Below are 22,158 nucleotides of genomic sequence, written 5' to 3' on the forward strand. Positions count from 1 at the left end.
GCGGGCCACGGCCGGGCTTCCGGCAGGCCGGGACTATCCGGCGAACTCCCGCATCCACGCCTCCACTTCATCGGCGGAGCGAGGAAGCGCGCCCGACAGGTTCTCATGGCCGTCGGCCGTGACCAGGAGGTCGTCCTCGATCCGGACGCCGATGCCGCGCCACTCCTCGGGCACGGTCAGGTCGTCCGGCTGGAAGTAGAGGCCCGGCTCCACGGTGAGGACCATGCCCGGCTCCAGGACGCCGCCGACGTAGTCCTCGTTGCGGGCCCGGGCGCAGTCGTGGACGTCGAGCCCGAGCATGTGCCCGGTGCCCGCCATGGTGAAGCGGCGCTGGAGACCGAGGCCGAAGGCGCGCTCCACGGGTCCTTCGACGAAGCCCCACGCCACCAGCCGCTCGGTCAGCGACCACTGGGCGGCGTCATGGAAGTCGCGGTACAGGGCGCCCGGCTTCACCGCCGCCATGCCCGCCTCCTGCGCCTCGAACACGACGTCGTAGACCTCGCGCTGGAGCGGACTGAACGTGCCGTTGATCGGGAGGGTGCGGGTCACGTCGGCGGTGTAGAGGGTGCGGGTCTCCACGCCCGCGTCGAGCAGCAGCAGTTCGCCGGGGCGGACCGGTCCGTCGTTCTCCACCCAGTGCATGATCGTGGCGTGCTCGCCGGCCGCGCAGATCGAGCCGTAGCCGACGTCGTTGCCCTCGACACGGGCGCGGCGGAAGAAGGTGCCCTCGATCCATCGCTCCGAGGTGGCGACCGCCTGCGACAACTCCCGTACGACATCGGTGAATCCGCGCACGGTGGAGTCCACCGCCCGGCGCAGCTCGCCGATCTCCCAGGCGTCCTTGACCAGCCGCAGCCCGGAGAGCGCCTCCTCCAGCTCGGCGTCCCGCTCCTCGTCCGTGCCGAGCGCGGCCTCGATCGCGGGGGCGTGGCCGCGGACGACACGGGTCGGGACCCCCGAGTCCGCCAGGTCCTCGGAGATCGTGCGGATGTCACGGCAGGGGAGTCCGAGCACCTGCTCCGACTCGGCGAGGGAGCGGCGGCGGCCCATCCACAGCTCGGCCGTCATACCCGTCCAGAACTCGTCGCTGTCCCGGCTGTCGCGGGGGAGCTGATAGCAGTGCGCGTCGTGGCCGCCCTTCGCGCGCGGCTCCAGCACGAGTGCGCCGTCACGCGTCTGATCGCCTGTCAGGTGGACATAGCCCGAGTACGGGCGGAACGGGTAATGGGTGTCGTTCGACCGGGTCTTGAGTCCTCCGGACGGGACGACCAGTCGCTCGCCGGGGAAGAGGGCGGAGAGCGCGGCGCGGCGGCGGGCCGCGTGGGCCGCCTGCTCGTCGGGCCGCAGATCGTGCTGCTCGGTGTCGGCCCAGCCCGTGCGCATCAGGGCGGACAGCTCGGCGGAGATTCCTCGGTAGAGACCGTTCTTTCGGCCCTTGGCCACGTCAGGCACCTTCTCGTGTAGGTCGTGTCGCGCAGGTCGCGTCGTCCGGGGCGCGCCCGACGGGGCGTCGGGGTGGGGCGTCCGGGCGGGGCGTGGACTGTTCCGTGCCAGAGAAGCATGTGACATAGTACTGAGGTGAGCAAGCCACTTACCTGCGATGTCGTGGTCGTCGGAGCCGGCATGGTGGGCGCGGCCTGCGCCCTGTACGCGGCTCGCGCGGGCCTCGACGTGGCCGTGGTGGACCGCGGCCCGGTGACCGGCGGCACGACCGGCGCGGGGGAGGGGAACCTGCTCGTCTCCGACAAGGAACCCGGGCCCGAGCTCGACCTCGCGCTGCTCTCCGGGCGCCTGTGGGCCGACCTCGCCCAGGAACGGGCGGAGGCGATCGAGTACGAGGCCAAGGGCGGGGTCGTCGTGGCCGCCACGCCCGAGGGCCTGGCCGCGCTGGAGACCTTCGCCGCGGGCCAGCGGGCGGCCGGTGTGCTGGCCGAACCGGTCACCGCCGACCGACTCCACGATCTGGAACCGTACTTGGCGCCCGGACTCGCGGGCGCCGTGCGCTATCCGCAGGACACCCAGGTGATGCCCGCCCTGGCCGCCGCGCATCTTCTCCGGGCTTCGGGCGCGCGGCTGCTGACCGGGCGCACCGTGACCGAGGTGCTGCGCGCCCGGGACGGCTCGGTCCGCGGCGTGCGCACCGACCGGGGTGATCTGCACGCGCCTGCCGTCGTCAACGCGGCGGGCACCTGGGGCGCCGCGGTGGCCTCCCTCGCCGGTGTCACCCTTCCCGTACTGCCCCGCCGAGGCTTCGTCCTCGTCACCGAACCCCTGCCGCGCCGGGTGCGCCACAAGGTGTACGCCGCGGACTACGTCGCCGATGTCGCGAGTGACTCGGCCGCGCTCCAGACCTCGCCGGTGGTGGAGGGGACCGCGGCCGGCCCGATCCTGATCGGCGCGAGCCGGGAACGGGTCGGCTTCGACCGGTCGTTCTCGCTGCCCGTCGTACGCGAACTGGCCGCGGGGGCCACGCGGCTCTTCCCCTTCCTGTCGGAGGTGCGCGCCCTGCGGACCTATCTCGGCTTCCGGCCCTACCTGCCCGACCACCTGCCCGCGATCGGCCCCGACCCCCGAGCGCCCGGTCTCTTCCACGCCTGCGGGCACGAAGGGGCGGGCATCGGACTGTCCACCGGCACGGGACAGCTCATCGCGCAGATCCTGGCCGGCAAGACGCCCGACCTCGACCTCGCGCCGTTCCGGCCCGACCGCTTCCCCGAGGAGGCCGCGTGAACCCCCTGGACCTCGTACGGGCCGAACCCGGCCCCGCGTTCACCGTCACCCTCGACGGCCGGGACATCGAGGCACTGCCCGGCCGGACCGTCGCCGCCGCACTGTGGGCCGCGGGCGTCACTTCCTGGCGCACCACCCGCGACGCGGGCCGGCCCCGCGGCGTCTTCTGCGGCATCGGCGTCTGCTTCGACTGCCTCGTCACCGTCAACGACCGCCCCAACCAGCGGGCCTGTCTGGTCCCGCTGGCGCCGGGCGACACGATCCGCACGCAGGAAGGCACCGGCCACGATGACTGACGGACGCCACCGCCTCGCGGTGATCGGCGCGGGCCCGGCCGGTCTCGCCGCGTCCCTCGCCGCGGCGGCACGCGGCATCCACGTGACGCTGATCGACTCGGCCGCGGCGGCGGGCGGGCAGTTCTACCGCCGGCCCGCGAGCGGTCTCGGTGCCCGGCGGCCCCGTGCGCTGCACCACCAGTGGCGTACCTGGGAACGGCTGGAACAGGGGCTCGCGGGGCACCTGGAGGCGGGTGCGATCGAGCACTTGACGGACCATCATGTGTGGCTGGTGGAACGGGCCGGGGCGGGCGCCCGACCCGGATTCACGGTCCATTCCCTCCTCGGCCCGCTCCAGGAACGCTCCGTCACCGTGCGCGCCGACGCCGTGCTCCTCGCCACCGGTGGATACGAGAGGGTGCTGCCGTTCCCCGGCTGGACCCTGCCCGGTGTCGTGACCGCGGGCGGCGCCCAGGCCATGCTCAAGGGCGGCCTCGTCGTGCCGGGTCGGACCGCCGTCGTCGCGGGCACCGGACCGCTGCTGCTGCCCGTGGCGACCGGACTGGCGGCCGCCGGAGTGGAGGTCGCGGCCCTCGTGGAGTCCGCCGACCCGAGAGCGTTCGTCCGCGGGGCGGGGGCGCTGACCGCTCAGCCGGGCAAGCTCGCCGAGGGAGCCCGCTACGCCGTTCGACTCCTGCGTCATCGCGTGCCGTTCGTCCCGTCGCACACCGTCGTCGAGGCCCATGGCGAGGAGCGGCTCGAAGCCGTCACCGTCGCCGGGCTCGGCCCCGACGGGCGGGTCAGGACCGGAACCGGGCGCCGCATCCCCTGCGACACGCTCGCCGTCGGACACGGGATGATCCCGCACACCGACCTCGCCGAAGCGCTCGGCTGCCGAATCGACGGACCGAGGGTCGATGTGGACGACGAGCAGCGCACCGACGTGCCCGGCGTCTGGGCCGCGGGCGAGACCACCGGCATCGGCGGCTCCGCCCTCTCCCTCACCGAGGGGCACCTCGCGGGCCGGTCGATCGCCGCCCGGCTCTCCGGTACCGGACCCGACCCGCGCGCGGTGGCCCGGGCGGTCAGGTCCCGTACGAGGACGCGTACCTTCTTCGCCGCGCTCGACACCGTGTACGCGCCGCCCGCGCACTGGACGGACCAGGTCACCGACGACACCGTCGTGTGCCGCTGCGAGGAGGTCACCGCCGGCCGCGTCCGCGAGGCGGTCACCGACCTCGGCGCGGGCGACGTACGGACGGTCAAACTGCTCACCAGGGCCGGGATGGGGTGGTGCCAGGGCCGGGTGTGCGAACCTGCGGTCGCCGGGCTCGTCGGCTGCGAACAGACGCCCGCACGAAGGCTGTTGGCGCGCCCGGTGCCGCTCGGCGTGCTGGCCCGTGCCGGTGTCGACGGCGACGACGGAACCCCGGGCGCGGGCTCGCCCCCCGCCCGGGAGTGACCCGCCCCGCGACGACCCCGCTCCACTCGACCCCGCTCCTGACGTCGACCACAGTAAAATGTCACACCCTATCGAGAGGGATGAGCAGCTCATGACCGTCAGCCCCGACAGCCGCCCCTGGCGCGGAGTCCTCGTCGCCACCGCGCTCCCGCTGAACGACGACCTCTCCGTGAACCACGACCGGTACGCCGAGCACTGTGCGTGGCTCGTCGAGAACGGCTGCGACGGCGTCGTACCGAACGGTTCGCTCGGCGAGTACCAGGTGCTCACGCCCGAAGAGCGTGCCAAGGTCGTCGAGACCGCCGTCGCCGCGATCGGTGGATCCCGGGTGATGCCCGGCGTCGCCGCGTACGGCTCCGCCGAGGCCCGCCGCTGGGCGGAGCAGGCGAGGGACGCGGGCTGCGGCGCCGTGATGCTGCTGCCGCCCAACGCCTACCGCGCGGACGAGCGCTCCGTGCTCGCCCACTACGAAGAGGTCGCCCGGGCGGGCGTCCCGGTCGTCGCGTACAACAACCCGATCGACACCAAGGTCGACCTGGTGCCCGAACTCCTCGCCGAGCTGCACGCCGCCGGTTCCATCCAGGGGGTCAAGGAGTTCTCCGGCGATGTACGCCGCGCCTACCGCATCGCCGAACTCGCCCCGGACCTCGACCTGTTGATCGGCGCGGACGACGTGCTGCTCGAACTCGCCGTCGCCGGCGCCAAGGGCTGGGTGGCCGGCTACCCGAACGCGCTGCCCCGCGCGAGCGTCGAGCTCTACCGCGCCGCGGTCGCCGGTGAGCTCGACACGGCGGGCAAGCTCTACCGACAGCTGCACCCGCTGCTGCGCTGGGACTCCCGGGTCGAGTTCGTCCAGGCCATCAAGCTGTCCATGGACCTCGTCGGCCGCCACGGCGGTCCGGTCCGGCCACCGCGCGTTTCGCTGTTGCCCGAGCAGGAGGCCGCCGTGCGCCTGGCCACGGAGCAGGCCGTCGCCGCCGGTCTCGCCTGAGCCGTCCCGACCTCCAGCCCCTCGCCGACACCACTCAGGAGTCCCATGCGCAGCAAACTCGTCCTGCACGCCGTCGACTCGCACACCGAGGGCATGCCCACCCGGGTGATCACCGGCGGGATCGGCACGATCCCCGGCGCGACCATGAACGAGCGGCGGCTCTACTTCCGTCAGCACCGCGACGACATCAAACAGCTCCTGATGAACGAGCCGCGCGGCCACACGGCGATGAGCGGCGCCATCCTCCAGCCGCCCACCCGCCCGGACTGCGACTACGGCGTGATCTACATCGAGGTGTCGGGCTATCTGCCGATGTGCGGGCACGGCACCATCGGGGTGGCGACCGTGCTGGTGGAGACCGGCATGGTCGAGGTCGTCGAGCCCGTCACCACGATCCGGCTCGACACCCCGGCAGGCCTCGTCGTCGCCGAGGTCGCCGTCGAGGACGGCGCGGCCAGGGAGGTCACGCTCAAGAACGTGCCGTCGTTCGCCGTCGGCCTCGACCGCAGGGCCACGCTCGCCGACGGGCGCACGGTGACCTACGACCTGGCCTACGGCGGGAACTTCTACGCGATCCTGCCGTTGGAACAGTTCGGCCTGCCCTTCGACCGCTCCCGCAAGGACGAGATCCTCGCGGCGGGACTGGCGCTGATGGACGCGATCGACGCCGAGGGCGAGCCCGTGCACCCGGAGGACCCGTCCATCCGCGGCTGCCACCACGTCCACCTGTACGCTCCCGGGGCGACGGCCCGCTTCTCGCGGCACGCGATGGCGATCCACCCCGGCTGGTTCGACCGTTCGCCCTGCGGTACGGGGACCAGCGCGCGTATGGCCCAGTTGCACGCCCGTGGTGAACTCCCGCTGCACACCGAGTTCGTGAACGAGTCCTTCATCGGGACACGGTTCACCGGCCGGCTGCTCGGCACCACCGAGGTCGCCGGAACGCCCGCCGTGCTGCCCAGCTTCACGGGGCGCGCGTGGATCACGGGGACGGCCCAGTACCTGCTCGACCCCACGGACCCGTTCCCGGCCGGATTCGTCCTGTGAGCGGCCCCGCTCCGGGACGTAGATACTGGTAGTCCGAGTAACACGTGATATGGCACATGGCCGGTGCGGCGAGACGACGCGCCGGCCCGTACGAGGAGACCCCGATGGCCGCCCAGCGCAGCAGCGCACCCTCAGCCGCTCCCGACCTGCCCACGCTGGGCGGCAAGAAGAGCAGCTATCGCGAGCGGGTGGCCGACGCGCTGCGCGCCGCGCTGATCGCCGGCGAACTGCGCGCCGGCGAGGTCTACTCGGCGCCCACGCTGGCGGCGCGGTTCGGCGTCTCCGCGACACCGGTCCGCGAGGCCATGCTCGACCTGGTCAAGGAGGGCCTGGTCGACACGGTGCCCAACAAGGGGTTCCGGGTCACGGCGGTCTCCGAGAAACAGCTCGACGAGTACACCCACATCCGCTCGCTCATCGAGATCCCCACCGTCGTGCGGCTGGCCACCACGGCGGACCCCGTCTCGCTGGAGGCGCTGCGTCCGGCCGCCCGGGAGATCGTGACCGCGGCGGCGGCCGGTGACCTCATCGCCTACGTGGAGGCGGACATCCGCTTCCATCTCGGTCTGCTCGCCCTCGGGGGAAACTCCCATCTGGTCGAAGTCGTCGGCGACCTGCGCAAGCGCTCGCGCCTGTACGGGCTCAACGCCCTGGTCGAGGCGGGCCGTCTGGAGGCCTCGGCCGAGGAGCACCTGGAACTCCTCGACGCCCTGCTCGACCGCGACGAGCACGCCGTGCGCGCGGTGATGACGCGCCACCTGGGCCATGTCCGCGGTCTGTGGGCCGCACCCTGACAGGGCCGCTGACGCGAGCGTGAAGTGGGCGAACTTCTACGCAAGCAGCTTGCATTTCTTGCGCTATTCTTGCGCACATGACGCGACGACTTGCTCAGGTGGCCAAGAAGGTCGGGGTCAGTGAGGCCACGGTCAGCCGGGTGCTCAACGGCAAGCCGGGAGTCTCCGACTCCACCCGGCAGGCGGTGCTCTCCGCCCTCGACGTCCTCGGCTACGAGCGGCCGACCCAGCTGCGCGGCGAACGCGCCCGGCTCGTCGGCCTCGTCCTGCCCGAGCTGCAGAACCCGATCTTCCCGGCCTTCGCCGAGGTGATCGGCGGAGCGCTCGCGCAGCTCGGCCTCACCCCGGTGCTGTGCACCCAGACCAAGGGCGGCGTCTCCGAGGCCGACTACGTGGAGCTGCTGCTCCAGCAGCAGGTCTCCGGCGTGGTGTTCGCCGGCGGTCTGTACGCGCAGGCCGACGCGCCGCACGACCACTACCGCCAGCTCGCGGACCGCAACATTCCGGTGGTGCTGGTCAACGCGGCCATCGAGCACCTCGGCTTCCCCTGCGTCTCCTGCGACGACGCCGTCGCCGTCGAGCAGGCCTGGCGCCATCTCGACTCGCTCGGCCACGAGCGGATCGGGCTCGTCCTCGGCCCCGGCGACCACATGCCCTCGGGCCGCAAACTGGCGGCAGCGCGCGCCCTCGCGCCGGACCTGCCCGACGAGCACGTCGCCCGGGCGATGTTCTCGCTGGAGGGCGGTCAGGCCGCGGCCACCCGGCTGCTCGACCGCGGGGTGACCGGCATCATCTGCGCCAGCGACCCGCTCGCGCTCGGCGCCGTACGGGCCGCCCGGCGCAAGGGGCTCAGCGTCCCGGGCGAGATCTCCGTCGTCGGGTACGACGACTCGGCGTTCATGAACTGCACCGAACCCCCGCTGACCACGGTCCGCCAGCCGATCGAGGCGATGGGGCGCGCCGCGGTGGAACTGCTGAACGCGCAGATCGGCGGCAGCAGTGTCACCGCCGAAGAGCTGCTGTTCGAACCGGAGTTGGTGGTGCGCGGGTCGACCGCGCAAGCGCCCCGCGGCTGAGGGCGCAAACACCCGCCGCAGGGACCTCTTCTGCTGTCAAATAATTACAGATTCTGCGCGACATCTTGCGGACAGATGTCGGCGGTGCTTGAGTGTGCGGCGCCAGAACACGGCGGCACACCCGCCGTGGGCCTTCCTCGCTCCTGCCCAAAGGGGTCCACCAATGAGAAGCACCGGGTTCCGCCGTACCGCCGTCATGCTCATGGCGTCCTCCCTCGCGCTCGCCGCCACCGCCTGCGGTTCGAACGACGACGACACGGCCGACGGAAAGACCCGCATCACGGTCAACTGCGAGCCGCCGAAGAGCGCCAAGGTCGACCGCTCGTTCTTCGACGCCGACATCAAGGCGTTCGAGAAGGCCAACCCGGACATCGACGTCGTCGCCCACGACGCGTTCCCGTGTCAGGACCCCAAGACCTTCGACGCCAAGCTGGCCGGCGGCCAGATGGAGGACGTGTTCTACACGTACTTCACCGACGCCAAGCACGTCGTCGACGTCAACCAGGCCGCCGACATCACGAGTTACGTCAAGGACCTCAAGAGCTACAGCACCATCCAGCAGCAACTGCGCGACATCTACACCGTCGACGGCAAGATCTACGGCATCCCCCGCACCGGCTACTCGATGGGCCTCATCTACAACAAGGCGCTCTTCGAGAAGGCCGGCCTCGACCCCGACAAGCCCCCGACGACCTGGGACGAGCTGCGCGCGGACGCCAAGAGGATAGCCGCGCTCGGCAAGGGGACGGTCGGCTACGCGGACTACAGCGCCCAGAACCAGGGCGGTTGGCACTTCACCGCCGAGCTCTACTCGCAGGGCGGGAACGTCGTCGGCGAGGACGGCAAGAAGTCCACGATCGACAGCCCCGAGGGCAAGGCGGTCCTGCAGAACCTCAAGGACATGCGCTGGAGCGACAACTCCATGGGCACCAAGCAGCTGCTGGTCATCAACGACGTCCAGCAGATGATGGGTTCCGGCAAGCTCGGCATGTACCTCTCCGCGCCCGACAACATCCCGATCCTCGTCAAGGAGAAGGGCGGGAACTACAAGGACCTCGCCCTCGCGCCCATGCCCGGCGGCAAGGGCACGCTCATCGGCGGCGACGGCTACATGTTCAACAAGAAGGCCACTCCGGAGCAGATCAAGGCCGGCCTGAAGTGGCTGGAGCACATGTTCCTGACGCCAGGCGACGGCTTCCTCGGTGACTACGCCCGCGCCAAGCAGAACGACGCCCCGGTCGGCCTGCCCGAGCCGCGCCTGTTCACCGGCGCCGCGGACGCCAAGGACCAGGAGGTCAAGAAGGCCAACGCGAACGTGCCGGTGGAGAACTACCAGGCCTTCCTCGACGGCAACCAGAGCCTGCAGATGAAGATCGAGCCCCCGCAGGCCCAGCAGATCTACTCCGTCCTCGACGGCGCCGTGTCCGCGGTCCTCACCAAGAAGGACGCCGACATCGACCAGCTCCTCAAGGACGCCTCCGGCAAGATCGACTCCATTCTGGCCCGAGGCTGACACCGTTCATGAAGACCGCATCGAAGCCCCCCGCGGCGTTCCCTCCGGCCGCCGTCGGCGTGCCGGAGGCGCCGCGGTCGGCGGGACGCCGGCCCGGGCCCCCCTGGCGCCGGCGCCTGGCCGACCAGTCCCGCGCCTACGCCTTCCTGATCGGCGGCCTGCTCTGCTTCGCGCTGTTCTCCTGGTACCCGGCGATCCGTGCGGTCGTGATCGCGTTCCAGGAGTACACGCCGGGCAGCGGCGGCGAGTGGGTCGGCACCGCCAACTTCACCCGGGTCTTCCACGACCCGGAGTTCACCGCCGTCTGGCGCAACACCCTCACCTTCACGGTCCTCGCCCTGCTCATCGGCTTCGCCGTCCCCTTCGTGATGGCGCTGGTGCTCAACGAACTGAGGCACGCGAAGGCCTTCTTCAGAGTCGTGGTCTATCTGCCGGTGATGATCCCGCCGGTGGTCAGCGCCCTGCTGTGGAAGTGGTTCTACGACCCCGGAGCGGGCCTAGCCAACGAGACGCTGCGATTCCTGCACCTGCCGACCTCGAACTGGTCCAACGGGGCCGACACCGCCCTCGTCTCGCTGGTCATCGTCGCCACCTGGGCCAATCTCGGCGGCACCGTCCTCATCTACCTCGCCGCGCTCCAGAGCATCCCCGGCGAGCTGTACGAGGCGGCCGAGCTGGACGGCGCGAGCCTCCTGCAGCGGATCCGGCACGTCACGATCCCGCAGACCCGCTTCGTCATCCTCATGCTGATGCTCCTTCAGATCATCGCCACCATGCAGGTGTTCACGGAACCGTTCGTGATCACCGGTGGCGGACCCGAGGACAAGACCGTCACGGTGCTGTACCTGATCTACAAGTACGCCTTCCTCTACAACGACTTCGGCGGGGCCTGCGCGCTGAGCGTCATGCTGCTCGTCCTGCTCAGCGCCTTCTCCGCCCTGTACCTGCGGCTGACCCGCTCGGAAGGGGACGACACATGAGCACCCGCACCCTGGTCTCCCCGCTCACCCTGGCCCGCCCCCGCGGCAAGGCCGTCTACTGGACCGTCTTCTGCGGTGTCGTCCTGCTGTTCGCGCTGGCCTTCCTGTTCCCCGTCTACTGGATGGTGACCGGCGCCATGAAGTCGCCGGACGAGGTGACGCGCACACCGCCGACCCTCGTACCCGACCAGTGGCACCTGTCCGGCTACACCGACGCGTGGGACCTGATGGACCTCCCCACGCACCTGTGGAACACGGTCGTCCAGGCGGCCGGGGCCTGGATCCTCCAGCTCGTCCTCTGCACCGCCGCCGCGTACGCCCTGTCCAAACTGAAGCCGGCCTTCGGCAAGGTGATCCTCGGTGGCATCCTCGCCACCCTGATGGTCCCGGCGCAGGCCCTGGTCGTCCCGAAGTACCTGACGGTCGCCGACCTGCCCCTCATCCACACCAGCCTGCTCAACGACCCGCTGGGCATCTGGCTGCCGGCCGTCGCCAACGCCTTCAACCTCTATCTCCTCAAACGCTTCTTCGACCAGATCCCGCGCGACGTCCTGGAGGCCGCCGAGATCGACGGCGCCGGAAAACTGCGCACCCTGTGGTCGATCGTGCTGCCGATGTCCCGGCCCGTCCTCGGAGTCGTGTCGATCTTCGCCCTGGTCGCCGTCTGGCAGGACTTCCTCTGGCCGCTGATGGTCTTCTCCGACACCGACAAGCAGCCCATCAGCGTGGCACTCGTCCAGCTGTCGCAGAACATCCAACTGACCGTGCTCATCGCCGCGATGGTGATCGCCAGCATCCCCATGGTCGTGATGTTCCTGGTGTTCCAGCGGCACATCATCGCCGGAATCAGCGCGGGCAGCACCAAGGGCTGACGCCTGTACGTGACCTCCTCGAACGAAAGGCAACGCACCGTGGGACAGCCCCGCCCTGCCCGAAATCAGTCCGCGTGGTGGCGTTCCGCCGTCATCTACCAGGTGTACGTCCGCAGCTTCGCGGACGGTGACGGTGACGGCACCGGCGACCTCGCGGGCGTCCGCGCCAGACTCCCCTACCTCGCCGAACTCGGCGTGGACGCACTGTGGTTCAACCCCTGGTATCTCTCACCCCTGGCCGACGGCGGCTACGACGTCGCCGACTACCGCGCCATCGACCCGGCCTTCGGGACACTCGCCGAGGCGGAGAAACTGATCGCCGAGGCCCGGGAACTGGGCATCCGCACCCTGGTCGACATCGTGCCGAACCACGTCTCCGACCAGCACCCCTGGTTCCGGGCGGCGCTGGCGGGCGGACCGGAGCGCGAGCTCTTCCACTTCCGCCCCGGCCGCGGCGAGCACGGCGAACTCCCGCCCAACGACTGGCCGTCCCAGTTCGCGGGCTCCGCCGAACCGGTGTGGACCCGGCTGCCCGACGGCGACTGGTACCTCCACCTCTTCACCCCCGAGCAGCCCGACCTCAACTGGGCCCATCCGGCCGTCCGCCAGGAGCACGAGGAGATCCTGCGCTTCTGGTTCGAGCGGGGGGTGGCGGGGGTGCGCATCGACTCGGCCGCGCTGCTCGCCAAGGACCCCGACCTGCCCGACTTCGTCGAGGGCCGCGACCCGAACCCCTACGTCGACCGCGACGAACTCCACGACATCTACCGCTCCTGGCGGGCGGTCGCCGACGCCTACGACGGGGTCTTCGTCGGCGAGGTCTGGCTCCCCGACACCGAGCGCTTCGCCCGCTATCTGCGCCCCGACGAACTGCACACCGCGTTCAACTTCTCTTTCCTGTCCTGCCCTTGGGACGCCGTGCGGCTGCGCACCTCGATCGACGAGACCCTCGCTGAGCACGCCCCCGTGGGTGCGCCCGCCACCTGGGTGCTGTGCAACCACGACGTCACCCGCACGGTCACCCGCTACGGCCGCACCGACACCGGGTTCGACTTCACCGCCAAGGCCTTCGGCACGCCCACCGACCTGGCCCTCGGCACCCGCCGGGCGCGCGCCGCCGCACTGCTCTCGCTCGCCCTGCCCGGCTCGGTGTACGTGTACCAGGGCGAGGAACTCGGCCTGCCCGAGGTGGAGTTGCCGCTCGAAAGCATCCAGGACCCGATGCACTTCCGGTCCGGCGGCACGGACCCGGGCCGTGACGGCTGCCGGGTCCCGCTGCCCTGGGCGGCCGAGGCGCCGTACGCCGGATTCGGCGGCGACCCCTGGCTGCCGCAACCGGCCGGCTGGCCCGCCCACGCCGCCGATCGCCAGTCCGAGGACCCCGCCTCGATGCTGAGCCTCTACCGTGGCGCGCTCCGCATCCGCCGCACCGAACCGGGTTTCGGCGACGGCCCCCTCAGCTGGCTGCCCGCACCGGAGGGCGTCCTCGCCTTCGCCCGTACGGACGGTCTGCGCTGCGTCGTCAATCTGGCCGACGGACCGGTCGAGCTGCCGGAGCACGCCGAACTCCTGCTCGGCAGCGGCCCGTTGGACGCCGACGGGTTCCTCCCGCCGGACACGGCGGTATGGCTGCGCGCCTGAGACCACCGGACCGGCCACCGCTGGCCCGCACCAGGACCCTGCCCGTGCCGGGCGGCTGAACGTCACCGCCGGCACCGGCCGGCTCAGTGAGGTGGAGGAGCATCTGTCTTCGTGACCGGCTCCCCGCGCTTCGCCGCCTGGATCTGCTCGTACACATGGGTCCGCAACTCGGCGAAGCGCGGGGCGACGCGGGTGTGCAACTGGTCCCGCTCCTCCGGGAGATCGACCTTCAGCTGCTCCTGCACGACGGTGGGGGAGGCCGAGAGGACCAGCACCCGCTCGCCCAGATAGACGGCCTCGTCGATGTCATGGGTCACGAACAGGATCGTGATGCCGCGCTGGCGCCACAGCCGCCGCACCAGGTCCTCCAGATCGGCGCGGGTCTGCGCGTCGACGGCCGCGAACGGCTCGTCCATGAGCAGGACCTCGGGCTCGTACGCGAGGGCCCGCGCGATGGCCACCCGCTGCTGCATCCCGCCGGACAGCTGCCACGGATAGGCCCCCGCGGCATCGGCCAGCCCGACGGACTCCAACGCGTCGGCGACCAGCTCCCGCCGCCGCGTCCTGCTCAGCTTCTTCTGCTTCAGCGGCAGTTCGACGTTCTCGCCGACCCGCATCCAGGGGAACAGGCTGCGTCCGTACTCCTGGAAGACGAACGCCATGCCGGGCGGCGGACCGCTCACCCGCCGGCCCGCGAGCAGCACCTCGCCCGAAGTCGGAGTCAGCAGCCCGCCCATGCACTTCAGCAGCGTGGTCTTGCCGCAGCCCGACGGGCCGACCAGACAGACGAGTTCACCCGCGTCCACCGTGAAGGTGAGGTCCCGGACCGCCTCCACCCGGCGCCCTGACCCCTCGTAGACCTTCCGCAGGCCGGATACGAACAAAGACGCGTGCATGGACCGCCCTTTCGCGAGCGTCACGAGGACCGCCGGGAGGATTCCCGAAGACCGTGGTACCAGCCGAGCACCCGGCGCTCGACCAGCTGGAAGACGACCGAAAGGACGAAGCCGAGCAGGCCGAGGACGAGGATTCCGGTCCACATGTCGGGGATCGCGAAGCCGCGCTGGAACTGAACGATGGTGAAGCCGAGTCCGTTGCTGGCCGCGAACATCTCGCTGATGACCATCAGGATGATCCCGATGGACAGCGCCTGGCGCAGGCCCGCGAAGATCTGCGGGCTCGCCGACGGCAGGACGACGGAGCGCATCCGGGCCGGTCCGGTGATGCCGTACGAGCGGGCCGTCTCGGACATCACGGAGTCGACGGCGCGCACGCCCTCGACCGTGTTCAGCAGGATCGGCCAGACACAGCCGCTCGCGATCACGACGATCTTCATCGTGTCCCCGATGCCCGCGAACAGCATGATGACCGGAACGAGGACCGGCGGCGGCACGGCCCGCAGGAACTCCAGGACCGGTTCGCACACCGCCCGCACCTTCCGGTACGAGCCGATGACCGTGCCGAGGGCGACACCCACGACGGCCGCCGCCGCGTAGCCGGCGAGCAGCCGCAGCAGGCTGGGCACCAGGTCGGCGCGGAGCCGGTCGCGGGTCCAGACGTCGGGGAACGTTCTGAGGATCGTGCGCAGCGGCGGCCAGTAGACGTCGGTGCTGCCGTCCGAGGCGAGCCACCAGACGACGAGCAGCAGCACCGGGAGCGCGGCCACGAACAGCACCCGCAGGGGGAGGCTTCCCCACATGCTCGGACTGGTCGGTTCGGGCGGGACGTCCGTCATACCGCCACCTCCCCGCGCACCGACTGGTGCCAGGCCAGCGCGTGCCGCTCCACCGACCGCGCACCCACGTTGATCAGCAGTCCCAGCAGACCCGTGACCACGATCAGCGCGTACATCTCGGGTACGGCCTGCGAGGTCTGGGCGACCGCGATGCGCGCGCCCAACCCCGGTGCGCCGATGACGAGTTCGGCGGTCACGGTGAGGATGAGCGCGACCGCCGCGGCCAGCCGGACACCCGTCATGACGTACGGGAGGGCCGTCGGCCAGAGCACATGGCGGACCCGGGCCCAGGTGCCGAGCCCGTACGAGCGCGCCGTCTCCTCCGCCACCGGGTCGACGTCCCGCACGCCGTACATGACCTGGACGAGGACCTGCCAGAAGGACGCGTACACGACGAGGAGGAGCACCGACCGCAGCTCTGTGCCGTAGAGGAGGACGGCGAGGGGGATCAGGGCCACGGAGGGGATGGGACGCAGGAACTCGATCGTCGAGGCGGTCACCTCGCGCAGATGCGGCACCACCGAGACGACCACGCCCACCACGATGCCCGCACCGACCGCGATCGCCAGGCCCAGCGCCCAGCCGGTCAGGGTGTCGCCGAGGTCGGTCCAGAAGGCGCCGTCGGACATCTCGTCGCCTAGGGCCCGGGCGATCCGGCTGGTCGGAGGGAAGTACTCCTCCTTGACCACGCCGAGCCGCGGCACCACCTCGCCGAGGGCGAGGAAGGCCGCGAGCCCGGCGGCGCCCAGAGCGGCGTTCACGGCCCACCCGGCGGAGCCACCGCCACGCGCCTGCTTCCGCTTCACGGCAGCAGCTTGTCCAGATCGGGCGCCGACTTGAAGAGGCCGTCCCGCTCGCCCAGCTTCTCCAGCGCCTCGATCGAGGTCCGGTTCGGCTCGGCCGGCCACTTGGGCAGGGTCACGTTCGCCAGCACGGCCGTCGGGATCTTCGTGTACGTGGTGACGATGTCGCGGACCTCATCCGGGTGGGCGTCGGCGTAGGCCAGGGACTCCGCCGTGGCCTCCTGGAACTTCTTCACCACGTCGGGGTGCTGTGTCGCGTACTGGTTCGAGGTGAAGTACATGGCGACGGTGAGGTCCTTGGCCACGTCGACCAGGGACGAGGCGATCTCGGTGCCGCCCTGGCTCTTGACCGTGGCGAGGGCGGGCTCGACCACCATGGCGGCGTCGATCTGGCCGCTGTCGAGGGCCGCGGGCATCTGGTTGAAGTCGAGCTCGACGAACTTCACCTTGGACGGGTCGCCACCCGCCTTGCGCACCGACTCGCGGACGGCCGTCTCGTTGATGTTCTTCACCGTGTTGACGGCGACCTTCTTCCCCTCCAGGTCCTTCGCGGAGGTGATGGCGCTGCCCTTCTTGACCGTGATGGCGCCGAAGTCCTTGCCGTCGACGCCCGTCGACGCGACGCCGTTGGCGATGCCCTTCACGGGAACGCCGTTGGACTGGGCGATCATCAGCGAGGTCATGTTGGAGAACCCGAACTGGAACTGGCTGGAGACGACACCCGGCACGATCGCCGCGCCGCCCTGCGCGGCCGTCATCGACAGTTTCAGGCCGCGCTTGCTGTAGAAGCCCTTCTTCTGGCCCAGATAGACCGGGGCGACATCGACGATGGGGATGATCCCCACCTTGACGGTGGTGGTACCGCCGGACGAAGAGTTCTTGTCCGAGGCGCCACCGCCGTCGGACGAACCGCAGGCCGACGCGGCGACCAGGAAGGCTCCGACCGCGATACCGGCGAGCAGACGACGCATGGCTCCTCCTGTGCAGACGAAAGTGTTCCGACAGGTTGTGCGCACACCGCACAATGGTGCTCAGCGCGAAGGTAGAACCCTGTCCGTGCCGGGTCAATGGCCTTGGCTAACAATATTGTTGACAGTTACTGAAACGCGCTCTCGGCACCCGCGGGAGCGCTCCGTGTGTCCCTCTGGAGGCGACGATGCCTGCAGCAGCCCGAGCGCCCCACTTCGTCCGATCCTTCGAACGCGGACTCGCCGTCATCCGCGTATTCGGGCCCGACCGACCGGAACTGACACTCAGTGAGGTCGCCCGCGGCTGCGACCTGACCCGCGCCGCGGCACGCCGCTTTCTGCTGACCCTGGTCGATCTCGGGTACGTCCGCACGGACGGCCGGGTCTTCCGGCTCACCCCGCGCGTGCTGGAACTCGGCTACGCCTACCTCTCCGGTTTCACCCTCCCGGAGATCGCCCTGCCGCATCTGAAGCAACTCGCCGAACAGGTGGGGGAGTCCAGCTCGCTCTGCGTCCTCGACGGCGACGACGTCGTGTACGTGGCACGGGTCCCCACCCGGCGCATCATGACGGCGACGATCACCGTCGGCACCCGCTTCCCCGCGCACGTCACCTCCGTGGGCAGGGTGATCCTCGCGCACCTCGCCGACGCGGAGATCGACGCCCTGCTGGAGCGGGCCGATCTGCGGTCCCTGACGGAGCGCACGATCGTCTCGCGGGCCCTTCTGAAGGCGGAACTCGGCCGGGTGCGGCGGCAGGGATACGCCATCGTCGACCAGGAGCTGGAGGAGGGTCTGCGCTCGGTCGCCGCCCCGGTGCGGGACCGGGACGGCACCGTGGTGGCGGCCGCGAACATCCCCGTCCACGCCAGCCGCAACAGCCTCGAATCCGTCCGCCGCGACCTGCTTCCCCACCTGCTGGCGACGGTCGCGCGGATCGAGGGGGACCTCGCGGTCACAGGTCCAGCACGAGCCTCTTCCCGCGGCAGCGGGACACACAGATGAGCATCGTCCCGCCCGCCTCCCGCTCCTCGTCCGTCAGCACCGAGTCCCGGTGGTCCGGCGTCCCTTCGAGCACATCCGTCTCGCAGGTCCCGCAGGTGCCCTCGGTGCAGGAGAAGAGCACCTCGACACCGGCGGCGCGCACGGTGTCGAGGACGGAGACGCCGGGGGCGACGTTCAGGGTGCGCCCCGACCGGTCGAGAACGACCTCGAACCCCGTCTCCCCGCCCTCCTGCCCGGGCTTCGGCCGGAAGCGCTCCACGTGCAGCGGTCCGGCCGGGCACCGCTCCTCCACCGCGTCGAGCAGCGGCCCGGGGCCGCAGCAGTAGACGAGGGTGCCCTCGGGGACCTCGTCGAGCACGGGGGCGAGGTCCAGCAGCCCGGTCTCGTCCTGCGGAGCGAGGGTGACCCGGTCCCCGAACCGTCCCAACTCCCCGGTGAACGCCATGGATCCACGGGTGCGCCCGCCGTACAGCAGCGACCACTCGGCGCCCGCCGCCTCGGCCGCGGCGAGCATCGGCAGGATCGGGGTGATGCCGATGCCGCCCGCGACGAACCGGTAGCGCGAGGCGGGCGCCAGCGCGAAGTGATTGCGCGGACCGCGAACGTGGACCAGGTCACCCTCCGCCAACTGCCCGTGGACGTACGCCGATCCACCCCGTCCGTCCGGCTCGCGCAGCACCGCGATCCGCCAGGCCCTGCGGTCCGTCGGATCACCGCACAGGGAGTACTGCCGCTCCAGGTCCGGACCGAGGACGACGTCGATGTGGGCGCCCGGCTCCCAGGACGGGAGTTCCGCGCCGAGCGGATGGCGCAGGGTCAGGGCGAGCACGCCGTCGGCGACAAACTCCCGCCGCCCGACGACGAGTTCGGCTCCGTGCGCGGTCATGATGCCTTCCCCCACGGTGCGGGGCCGCCTTCACGCGGCCCGCCCCGGTCTCCCCGCGGCCCGGGTTCGCCGCCCCGCGGTCCCCGGTCGCCCGCCCGTGATCCGAGGCCGTTCCCCGGTGCTTCGTGACCCTCGGGGTGGGCGAGCATCCACTCCCACATCGCGATCGGGTCCTCGGCGGTGTGCTCGGCGCCGCAGTGACAGGTTCCGTGCAGCACGTCGGTGCCCGGTACCCAGTCCACGCGGTAGATCTCGCCGGTCGGGGCGGTCACAGGACCCTCTCCACGGGCTTCTCGCCCTGCTCGACCAGCCGGGCGAGGATACGGCGGGCGGCGAGGCCACCGGTGTCGATGTTGATGCTCAGCTCCTGGTAGCCGTCGCGTTCGGTGCCGAGGGTCTTCTGGAGGAGGTTGAGCGCGTCGACGTCCTGCATCACGACCGTGTGGTTGAAGTCCCTCAGGAAGGTGGTGACTTCGTCGTCCGAGCGGGCGAAGTCGCGGGAGACCGCCCAGAAGTCGTAGACCTTGCCGTCGCCGGACGGCGTGATCGCGTACGTGATCTCGGTGTGGAACGCGTTCGGGTCGCTGCCGTCCGCCTCCGGCAGCACACCCGTCGGCGCGATCCTGCTATGCAGCAGGTAGAGGCAGGGCGCGTGGTACTCGATGTCCTGCCAGCGAGTGATACGGCCCTCGATCCCGGTCGAACGGGCGTAGAACGGCGGGCACTCCGCGTCGTCCATGTGCCGCGAGACGCGCACGATGCCCGCGCCCTCGTCGACCTCGGTGGCGATCGGCGTCTCGGCGACCTCGGGCGTGCCGATGTAGCCGCCGTGCAGATACGTCTCGTGCGAGAGGTCGAGGAGGTTGTCGACGAGGAGTCCGTAGTCCGCGTCGATGGGCTCCATGCCGCTGACCGTCGTCCAGTCCGGCGAGTCCATGTGCGGGGCGCGCGGGACGGCCGCCGGGTCGGCGAGGGCCGGGTCGCCGATCCAGACCCAGACGAACAGGTCCTGCTCGACCACCGGGTACGCGGCGACACGGGCGGTGCGCGGGATCCGCTTCTGCCCCGGCACGTACACGCAGGTGCCCGTCGTGTCGTACGTGAACCCGTGATAGCCGCACACGATCCGGTCACCGTCGAGCCGGCTCTCCGAGAGCGGGAAGCGCCGGTGCACACAGCGGTCGGACAGGGCGACGGCCGACCCGTCCTCCTCGGCCCGGTAGAGGACGAGCGGTTCACCGAGGACCGTCCGTCCGAGCAACGCGCGCCCGACTTCGTAGGTGTAGGCGACGACGTACCACTGGTTCCTGGCGAAGGACGTCATGTGAGGCATGAAGGCCGGCTCCCGTCTCTGATGGTGGTGGCATCGTTCGGGCAGACATCACTGGGCTGCAACACGACTTCCGTCTCACGGAAGACGTCCGATGAAATGCCACGTAAGCGTGCTGTCGCAGGCCGGGCAGGGAGCGCGAGGGATTGGGGGCAGGAAACGCGAGCGGATTGCCGACTGAACGACGCAGAGAGACGGTCGTCGACAGGCCGTTCGTCTCCCGGTGACGCGCATGGGGCGCCTGCTCCGGCTAGCGCAAACAGGGCTGTTGCCGGATGGTGACTCAGCCCAGGAGTGGCCCGGTTGGTCTCGGGCGGTGTGGCCAGGAAGGTTCTGAGTCCGGCTGCTGCCAGCGGCGAAGTGCCGCACCGCGAGCAGGGGGAGCGTCCGTGCCGACGCGTCGTGGCGTGTACCGGCGTTGTCCCCTTTCCGCCGCATGGGGGGAGGAGAGCAACGCCGGTGTGTTGTGGGCTGCTGTGCTCAGTTGGTGGTGAGCATGCCTTCGCGGAGCTTGGCGAGGGTGCGGTTGAGGAGGCGGGAGACGTGCATCTGGGAGACGCCGAGGTGTTCGCCGATCTGGGCCTGGGTGAGTTCGTCGACGAACCGCATGTGGATGATGCGGCGTTCACGGTCGTCGAGCTGGGAGATCAGAGGGGCGAGCGCGTTGAAGTCCTCGACGAGTTCGAGGGCGGTGTCGTCGATGCCGATGAAGTCGGCGAGGGCGGCTTCGCCGTCTTCGCTGGAGGTGATGGCGGCGTCGAGGGAGGCCGAGGTGTAGCCGTTGGCGGCCTTGCGGGCCTCGATGACCTCCTCCTCGGACAGGGACATCAGCTGGGCGAGTTCCTTGACCGTGGGAGTGCGGCCGAGCCGGCTGCGGAGTTCCTCGGTGGCCTTGGCCAGTTGGACACGGGCTTCCTGCAGGCGGCGCGGGACGTGGACGGCCCAGGTGGTGTCGCGGAAGAAGCGCTTGATCTCGCCGACGATGTAGGGGACGGCGAAGGAGGTGAACTCGACTTCGCGGGTCAGCTCGAACCGGTCGATGGCCTTGATGAGGCCGATGGTGCCGACCTGGACGAGGTCTTCCATCTCGTCCCGGTCTCGGCTGCGGAAGCGGGAGGCGGCGAACTGGACGAGGGTGATGTTCATTTCGATGAGGGTGTTGCGCGCGTACTGGTACTCGGGCGTGCCCTCTTCGAGGACGGCGAGCTGGTCGAAGAACAGCTTCGACAGCTCGCGGGCGTCCTTCGGCGCGATCTGCGACGGGTCGCTGATCTCCGGCAGCACGACGGTCCGCGCCCCGGTCGTCTCGGTCACTGTCATGCTCGTCCCCTCCTGCGTGGTCCAGCCTCAGATGCCGCCTGCTCCTGAGCGGCCAGAGACGGCGTACCCCCACTTGAGGCATGCATGCCAGGAAATTCCGTGGTGGATCCGCCACTCCGTGATCCCGCCTCAGGAGCGAAGGCGGAAGGGAGGCTAACCCATCGGGCGTGCGTGGTCCGACACGGGCCTCGCCGACTCGTCGGGATGCCGTGTCGGTGAAGGCCGTGGTGGCCCGTGCCCGACGTTCCTCGGGCGGCGGCGTGGCCCTACCGGTCGAGGAGGGCGCTCACGGTCTTGCCGCGGGAGGGGTGGCGGGTGACCGTGGTGGTGCGGGCGAGATGGTGGACCATGGGCCAGCCGAAGCCGTCGGCGCCGCCGTTCAGGTCCCGGGTGCGGATGCGGGGTGCCTGCGAGCTGTGGTCGTGCACGGCCACCTCGATGCCGTCCGGGTGTGCCGCCAGGTCGAGGGTGTAGGCACCGCCGCCGTGGCGCAGGGCGTTGGTGACGAGTTCGGACACGACCAGGACCACGGTGTCCGCAGCATCGTCCCGCCATCCTTGAGGAAGGACCGGACGCTCTCGCGTGCACCGGCCGTCGTCGTTGTTCGAGAGCGACTTGCTCCTCACAAGGGACACGAAAATCTATGCTGGCTGGAGTAGACATTGGGAGATCGTCTGGCTATGGTTTCTCTCGTAGTCGAGATCAGCAGGGCCTGGCAGACACGAACTGCC

Annotated in this window: 21 protein-coding genes and 1 pseudogene; 12 read left to right on the plus strand and 10 right to left on the minus strand. The window is 70.5% G+C overall.

The window, feature by feature from the left end; translation table 11 throughout:
• Positions 1 to 33: 33 nt before the first annotated feature.
• Complete coding sequence (locus ACFWBT_RS15520; protein ID WP_385700102.1) at positions 34 to 1,443, minus strand: aminopeptidase P family protein; 1,410 nt, start codon at positions 1,441 to 1,443, stop codon at positions 34 to 36.
• A 135-nt stretch (positions 1,444 to 1,578) separates the two neighbouring features.
• Here ACFWBT_RS15520 and ACFWBT_RS15525 point away from each other — a divergent pair, with 135 nt between their 5' ends.
• The 11 genes from ACFWBT_RS15525 to ACFWBT_RS15575 all read left to right on the plus strand — a co-directional run bounded on the left by ACFWBT_RS15525 (position 1,579) and on the right by ACFWBT_RS15575 (position 13,381).
• Positions 1,579 to 2,730: an NAD(P)/FAD-dependent oxidoreductase gene (locus ACFWBT_RS15525; RefSeq protein ID WP_385700105.1), complete on the plus strand. Its 1,152-nt coding sequence runs from the start codon at positions 1,579 to 1,581 to the stop codon at positions 2,728 to 2,730.
• Entirely contained in the window at positions 2,727 to 3,026 is a 300-nt protein-coding gene (locus tag ACFWBT_RS15530) for a (2Fe-2S)-binding protein (protein ID WP_385700107.1), read from the plus strand. The genes ACFWBT_RS15525 and ACFWBT_RS15530 overlap by 4 nt, the downstream gene beginning before the upstream one ends.
• Positions 3,019 to 4,467, plus strand: a complete 1,449-nt coding sequence (locus ACFWBT_RS15535) for an FAD-dependent oxidoreductase (protein ID WP_385700110.1) — start codon at positions 3,019 to 3,021, stop codon at positions 4,465 to 4,467. The genes ACFWBT_RS15530 and ACFWBT_RS15535 overlap by 8 nt, the downstream gene beginning before the upstream one ends.
• Before the next feature lie 91 nt (positions 4,468 to 4,558).
• Positions 4,559 to 5,458, plus strand: coding sequence for a dihydrodipicolinate synthase family protein (locus ACFWBT_RS15540; RefSeq protein ID WP_385700113.1), 900 nt, complete (start codon positions 4,559 to 4,561; stop codon positions 5,456 to 5,458).
• 45 nt (positions 5,459 to 5,503) lie between these two features.
• Positions 5,504 to 6,505, plus strand: coding sequence for a proline racemase family protein (locus tag ACFWBT_RS15545; RefSeq protein WP_385700116.1), 1,002 nt, complete (start codon positions 5,504 to 5,506; stop codon positions 6,503 to 6,505).
• A gap of 104 nt (positions 6,506 to 6,609) precedes the next feature.
• Positions 6,610 to 7,299 carry a GntR family transcriptional regulator gene (locus tag ACFWBT_RS15550; RefSeq protein WP_385700118.1) on the plus strand — a complete coding sequence of 230 codons (690 nt, stop codon included), beginning with the start codon at positions 6,610 to 6,612 and terminating at the stop codon, positions 7,297 to 7,299.
• 77 nt (positions 7,300 to 7,376) lie between these two features.
• The gene (locus ACFWBT_RS15555; protein ID WP_385700121.1) at positions 7,377 to 8,375 is read left to right on the plus strand and encodes a LacI family DNA-binding transcriptional regulator; all 999 of its coding nucleotides are present in this window, start codon (positions 7,377 to 7,379) and stop codon (positions 8,373 to 8,375) included.
• A 163-nt stretch (positions 8,376 to 8,538) separates the two neighbouring features.
• A complete protein-coding gene (locus tag ACFWBT_RS15560; protein WP_385700123.1) occupies positions 8,539 to 9,888 on the plus strand; it encodes an ABC transporter substrate-binding protein in 1,350 nt (449 codons plus the stop codon).
• 8 nt (positions 9,889 to 9,896) lie between these two features.
• Positions 9,897 to 10,868, plus strand: coding sequence for a carbohydrate ABC transporter permease (locus ACFWBT_RS15565; RefSeq protein ID WP_385700125.1), 972 nt, complete (start codon positions 9,897 to 9,899; stop codon positions 10,866 to 10,868).
• Positions 10,865 to 11,740, plus strand: coding sequence for a carbohydrate ABC transporter permease (locus ACFWBT_RS15570; RefSeq protein WP_385700127.1), 876 nt, complete (start codon positions 10,865 to 10,867; stop codon positions 11,738 to 11,740). Before ACFWBT_RS15565 ends, ACFWBT_RS15570 begins: the two co-directional genes overlap by 4 nt.
• 39 nt (positions 11,741 to 11,779) lie before the next feature.
• Entirely contained in the window at positions 11,780 to 13,381 is a 1,602-nt protein-coding gene (locus ACFWBT_RS15575) for a glycoside hydrolase family 13 protein (RefSeq protein ID WP_385700130.1), read from the plus strand.
• Between the two features lie 83 nt (positions 13,382 to 13,464).
• Here the strand turns inward: ACFWBT_RS15575 and ACFWBT_RS15580 are convergent, their stop codons facing one another.
• The 4 genes from ACFWBT_RS15580 to ACFWBT_RS15595 are packed head-to-tail and all read right to left on the minus strand — an operon-like array spanning position 13,465 to position 16,890.
• Complete coding sequence (locus tag ACFWBT_RS15580; RefSeq protein WP_385700133.1) at positions 13,465 to 14,277, minus strand: ABC transporter ATP-binding protein; 813 nt, start codon at positions 14,275 to 14,277, stop codon at positions 13,465 to 13,467.
• A gap of 20 nt (positions 14,278 to 14,297) precedes the next feature.
• Entirely contained in the window at positions 14,298 to 15,080 is a 783-nt protein-coding gene (locus ACFWBT_RS15585) for an ABC transporter permease (RefSeq protein WP_385700151.1), read from the minus strand.
• A gap of 32 nt (positions 15,081 to 15,112) precedes the next feature.
• A complete protein-coding gene (locus tag ACFWBT_RS15590; protein ID WP_385700135.1) occupies positions 15,113 to 15,922 on the minus strand; it encodes an ABC transporter permease in 810 nt (269 codons plus the stop codon).
• A complete protein-coding gene (locus ACFWBT_RS15595; RefSeq protein ID WP_385700138.1) occupies positions 15,919 to 16,890 on the minus strand; it encodes an ABC transporter substrate-binding protein in 972 nt (323 codons plus the stop codon). Before ACFWBT_RS15595 ends, ACFWBT_RS15590 begins: the two co-directional genes overlap by 4 nt.
• A gap of 185 nt (positions 16,891 to 17,075) precedes the next feature.
• Between ACFWBT_RS15595 and ACFWBT_RS15600 the strand changes: the two genes are divergently transcribed.
• Complete coding sequence (locus tag ACFWBT_RS15600) at positions 17,076 to 17,891, plus strand: IclR family transcriptional regulator C-terminal domain-containing protein (protein WP_385700140.1); 816 nt, start codon at positions 17,076 to 17,078, stop codon at positions 17,889 to 17,891.
• Here ACFWBT_RS15600 and ACFWBT_RS15605 read toward each other — a convergent pair.
• From ACFWBT_RS15605 to ACFWBT_RS15625, 5 genes and pseudogenes are all read right to left on the minus strand, one after another.
• A complete protein-coding gene (locus ACFWBT_RS15605; protein WP_385700141.1) occupies positions 17,842 to 18,777 on the minus strand; it encodes a PDR/VanB family oxidoreductase in 936 nt (311 codons plus the stop codon). The two genes, ACFWBT_RS15600 and ACFWBT_RS15605, sit on opposite strands and share 50 nt — an antisense overlap.
• Positions 18,774 to 19,049 carry a hypothetical protein gene (locus ACFWBT_RS15610; protein WP_385700153.1) on the minus strand — a complete coding sequence of 92 codons (276 nt, stop codon included), beginning with the start codon at positions 19,047 to 19,049 and terminating at the stop codon, positions 18,774 to 18,776. Before ACFWBT_RS15610 ends, ACFWBT_RS15605 begins: the two co-directional genes overlap by 4 nt.
• Positions 19,046 to 20,110, minus strand: coding sequence for a Rieske 2Fe-2S domain-containing protein (locus ACFWBT_RS15615; protein WP_385700144.1), 1,065 nt, complete (start codon positions 20,108 to 20,110; stop codon positions 19,046 to 19,048). The genes ACFWBT_RS15610 and ACFWBT_RS15615 overlap by 4 nt, the downstream gene beginning before the upstream one ends.
• Positions 20,111 to 20,587: 477 nt before the next feature.
• Complete coding sequence (locus tag ACFWBT_RS15620) at positions 20,588 to 21,427, minus strand: RNA polymerase sigma factor SigF (protein ID WP_385700147.1); 840 nt, start codon at positions 21,425 to 21,427, stop codon at positions 20,588 to 20,590.
• Between the two features lie 266 nt (positions 21,428 to 21,693).
• Positions 21,694 to 21,972: pseudogene (locus ACFWBT_RS15625) on the minus strand (ATP-binding protein); the annotation flags it as partial.
• Positions 21,973 to 22,158: the final 186 nt, after the last annotated feature.

The sequence above is a fragment of the Streptomyces sp. NPDC060027 genome (assembly GCF_042737005.1).
GTDB lineage: Bacteria > Actinomycetota > Actinomycetes > Streptomycetales > Streptomycetaceae > Streptomyces.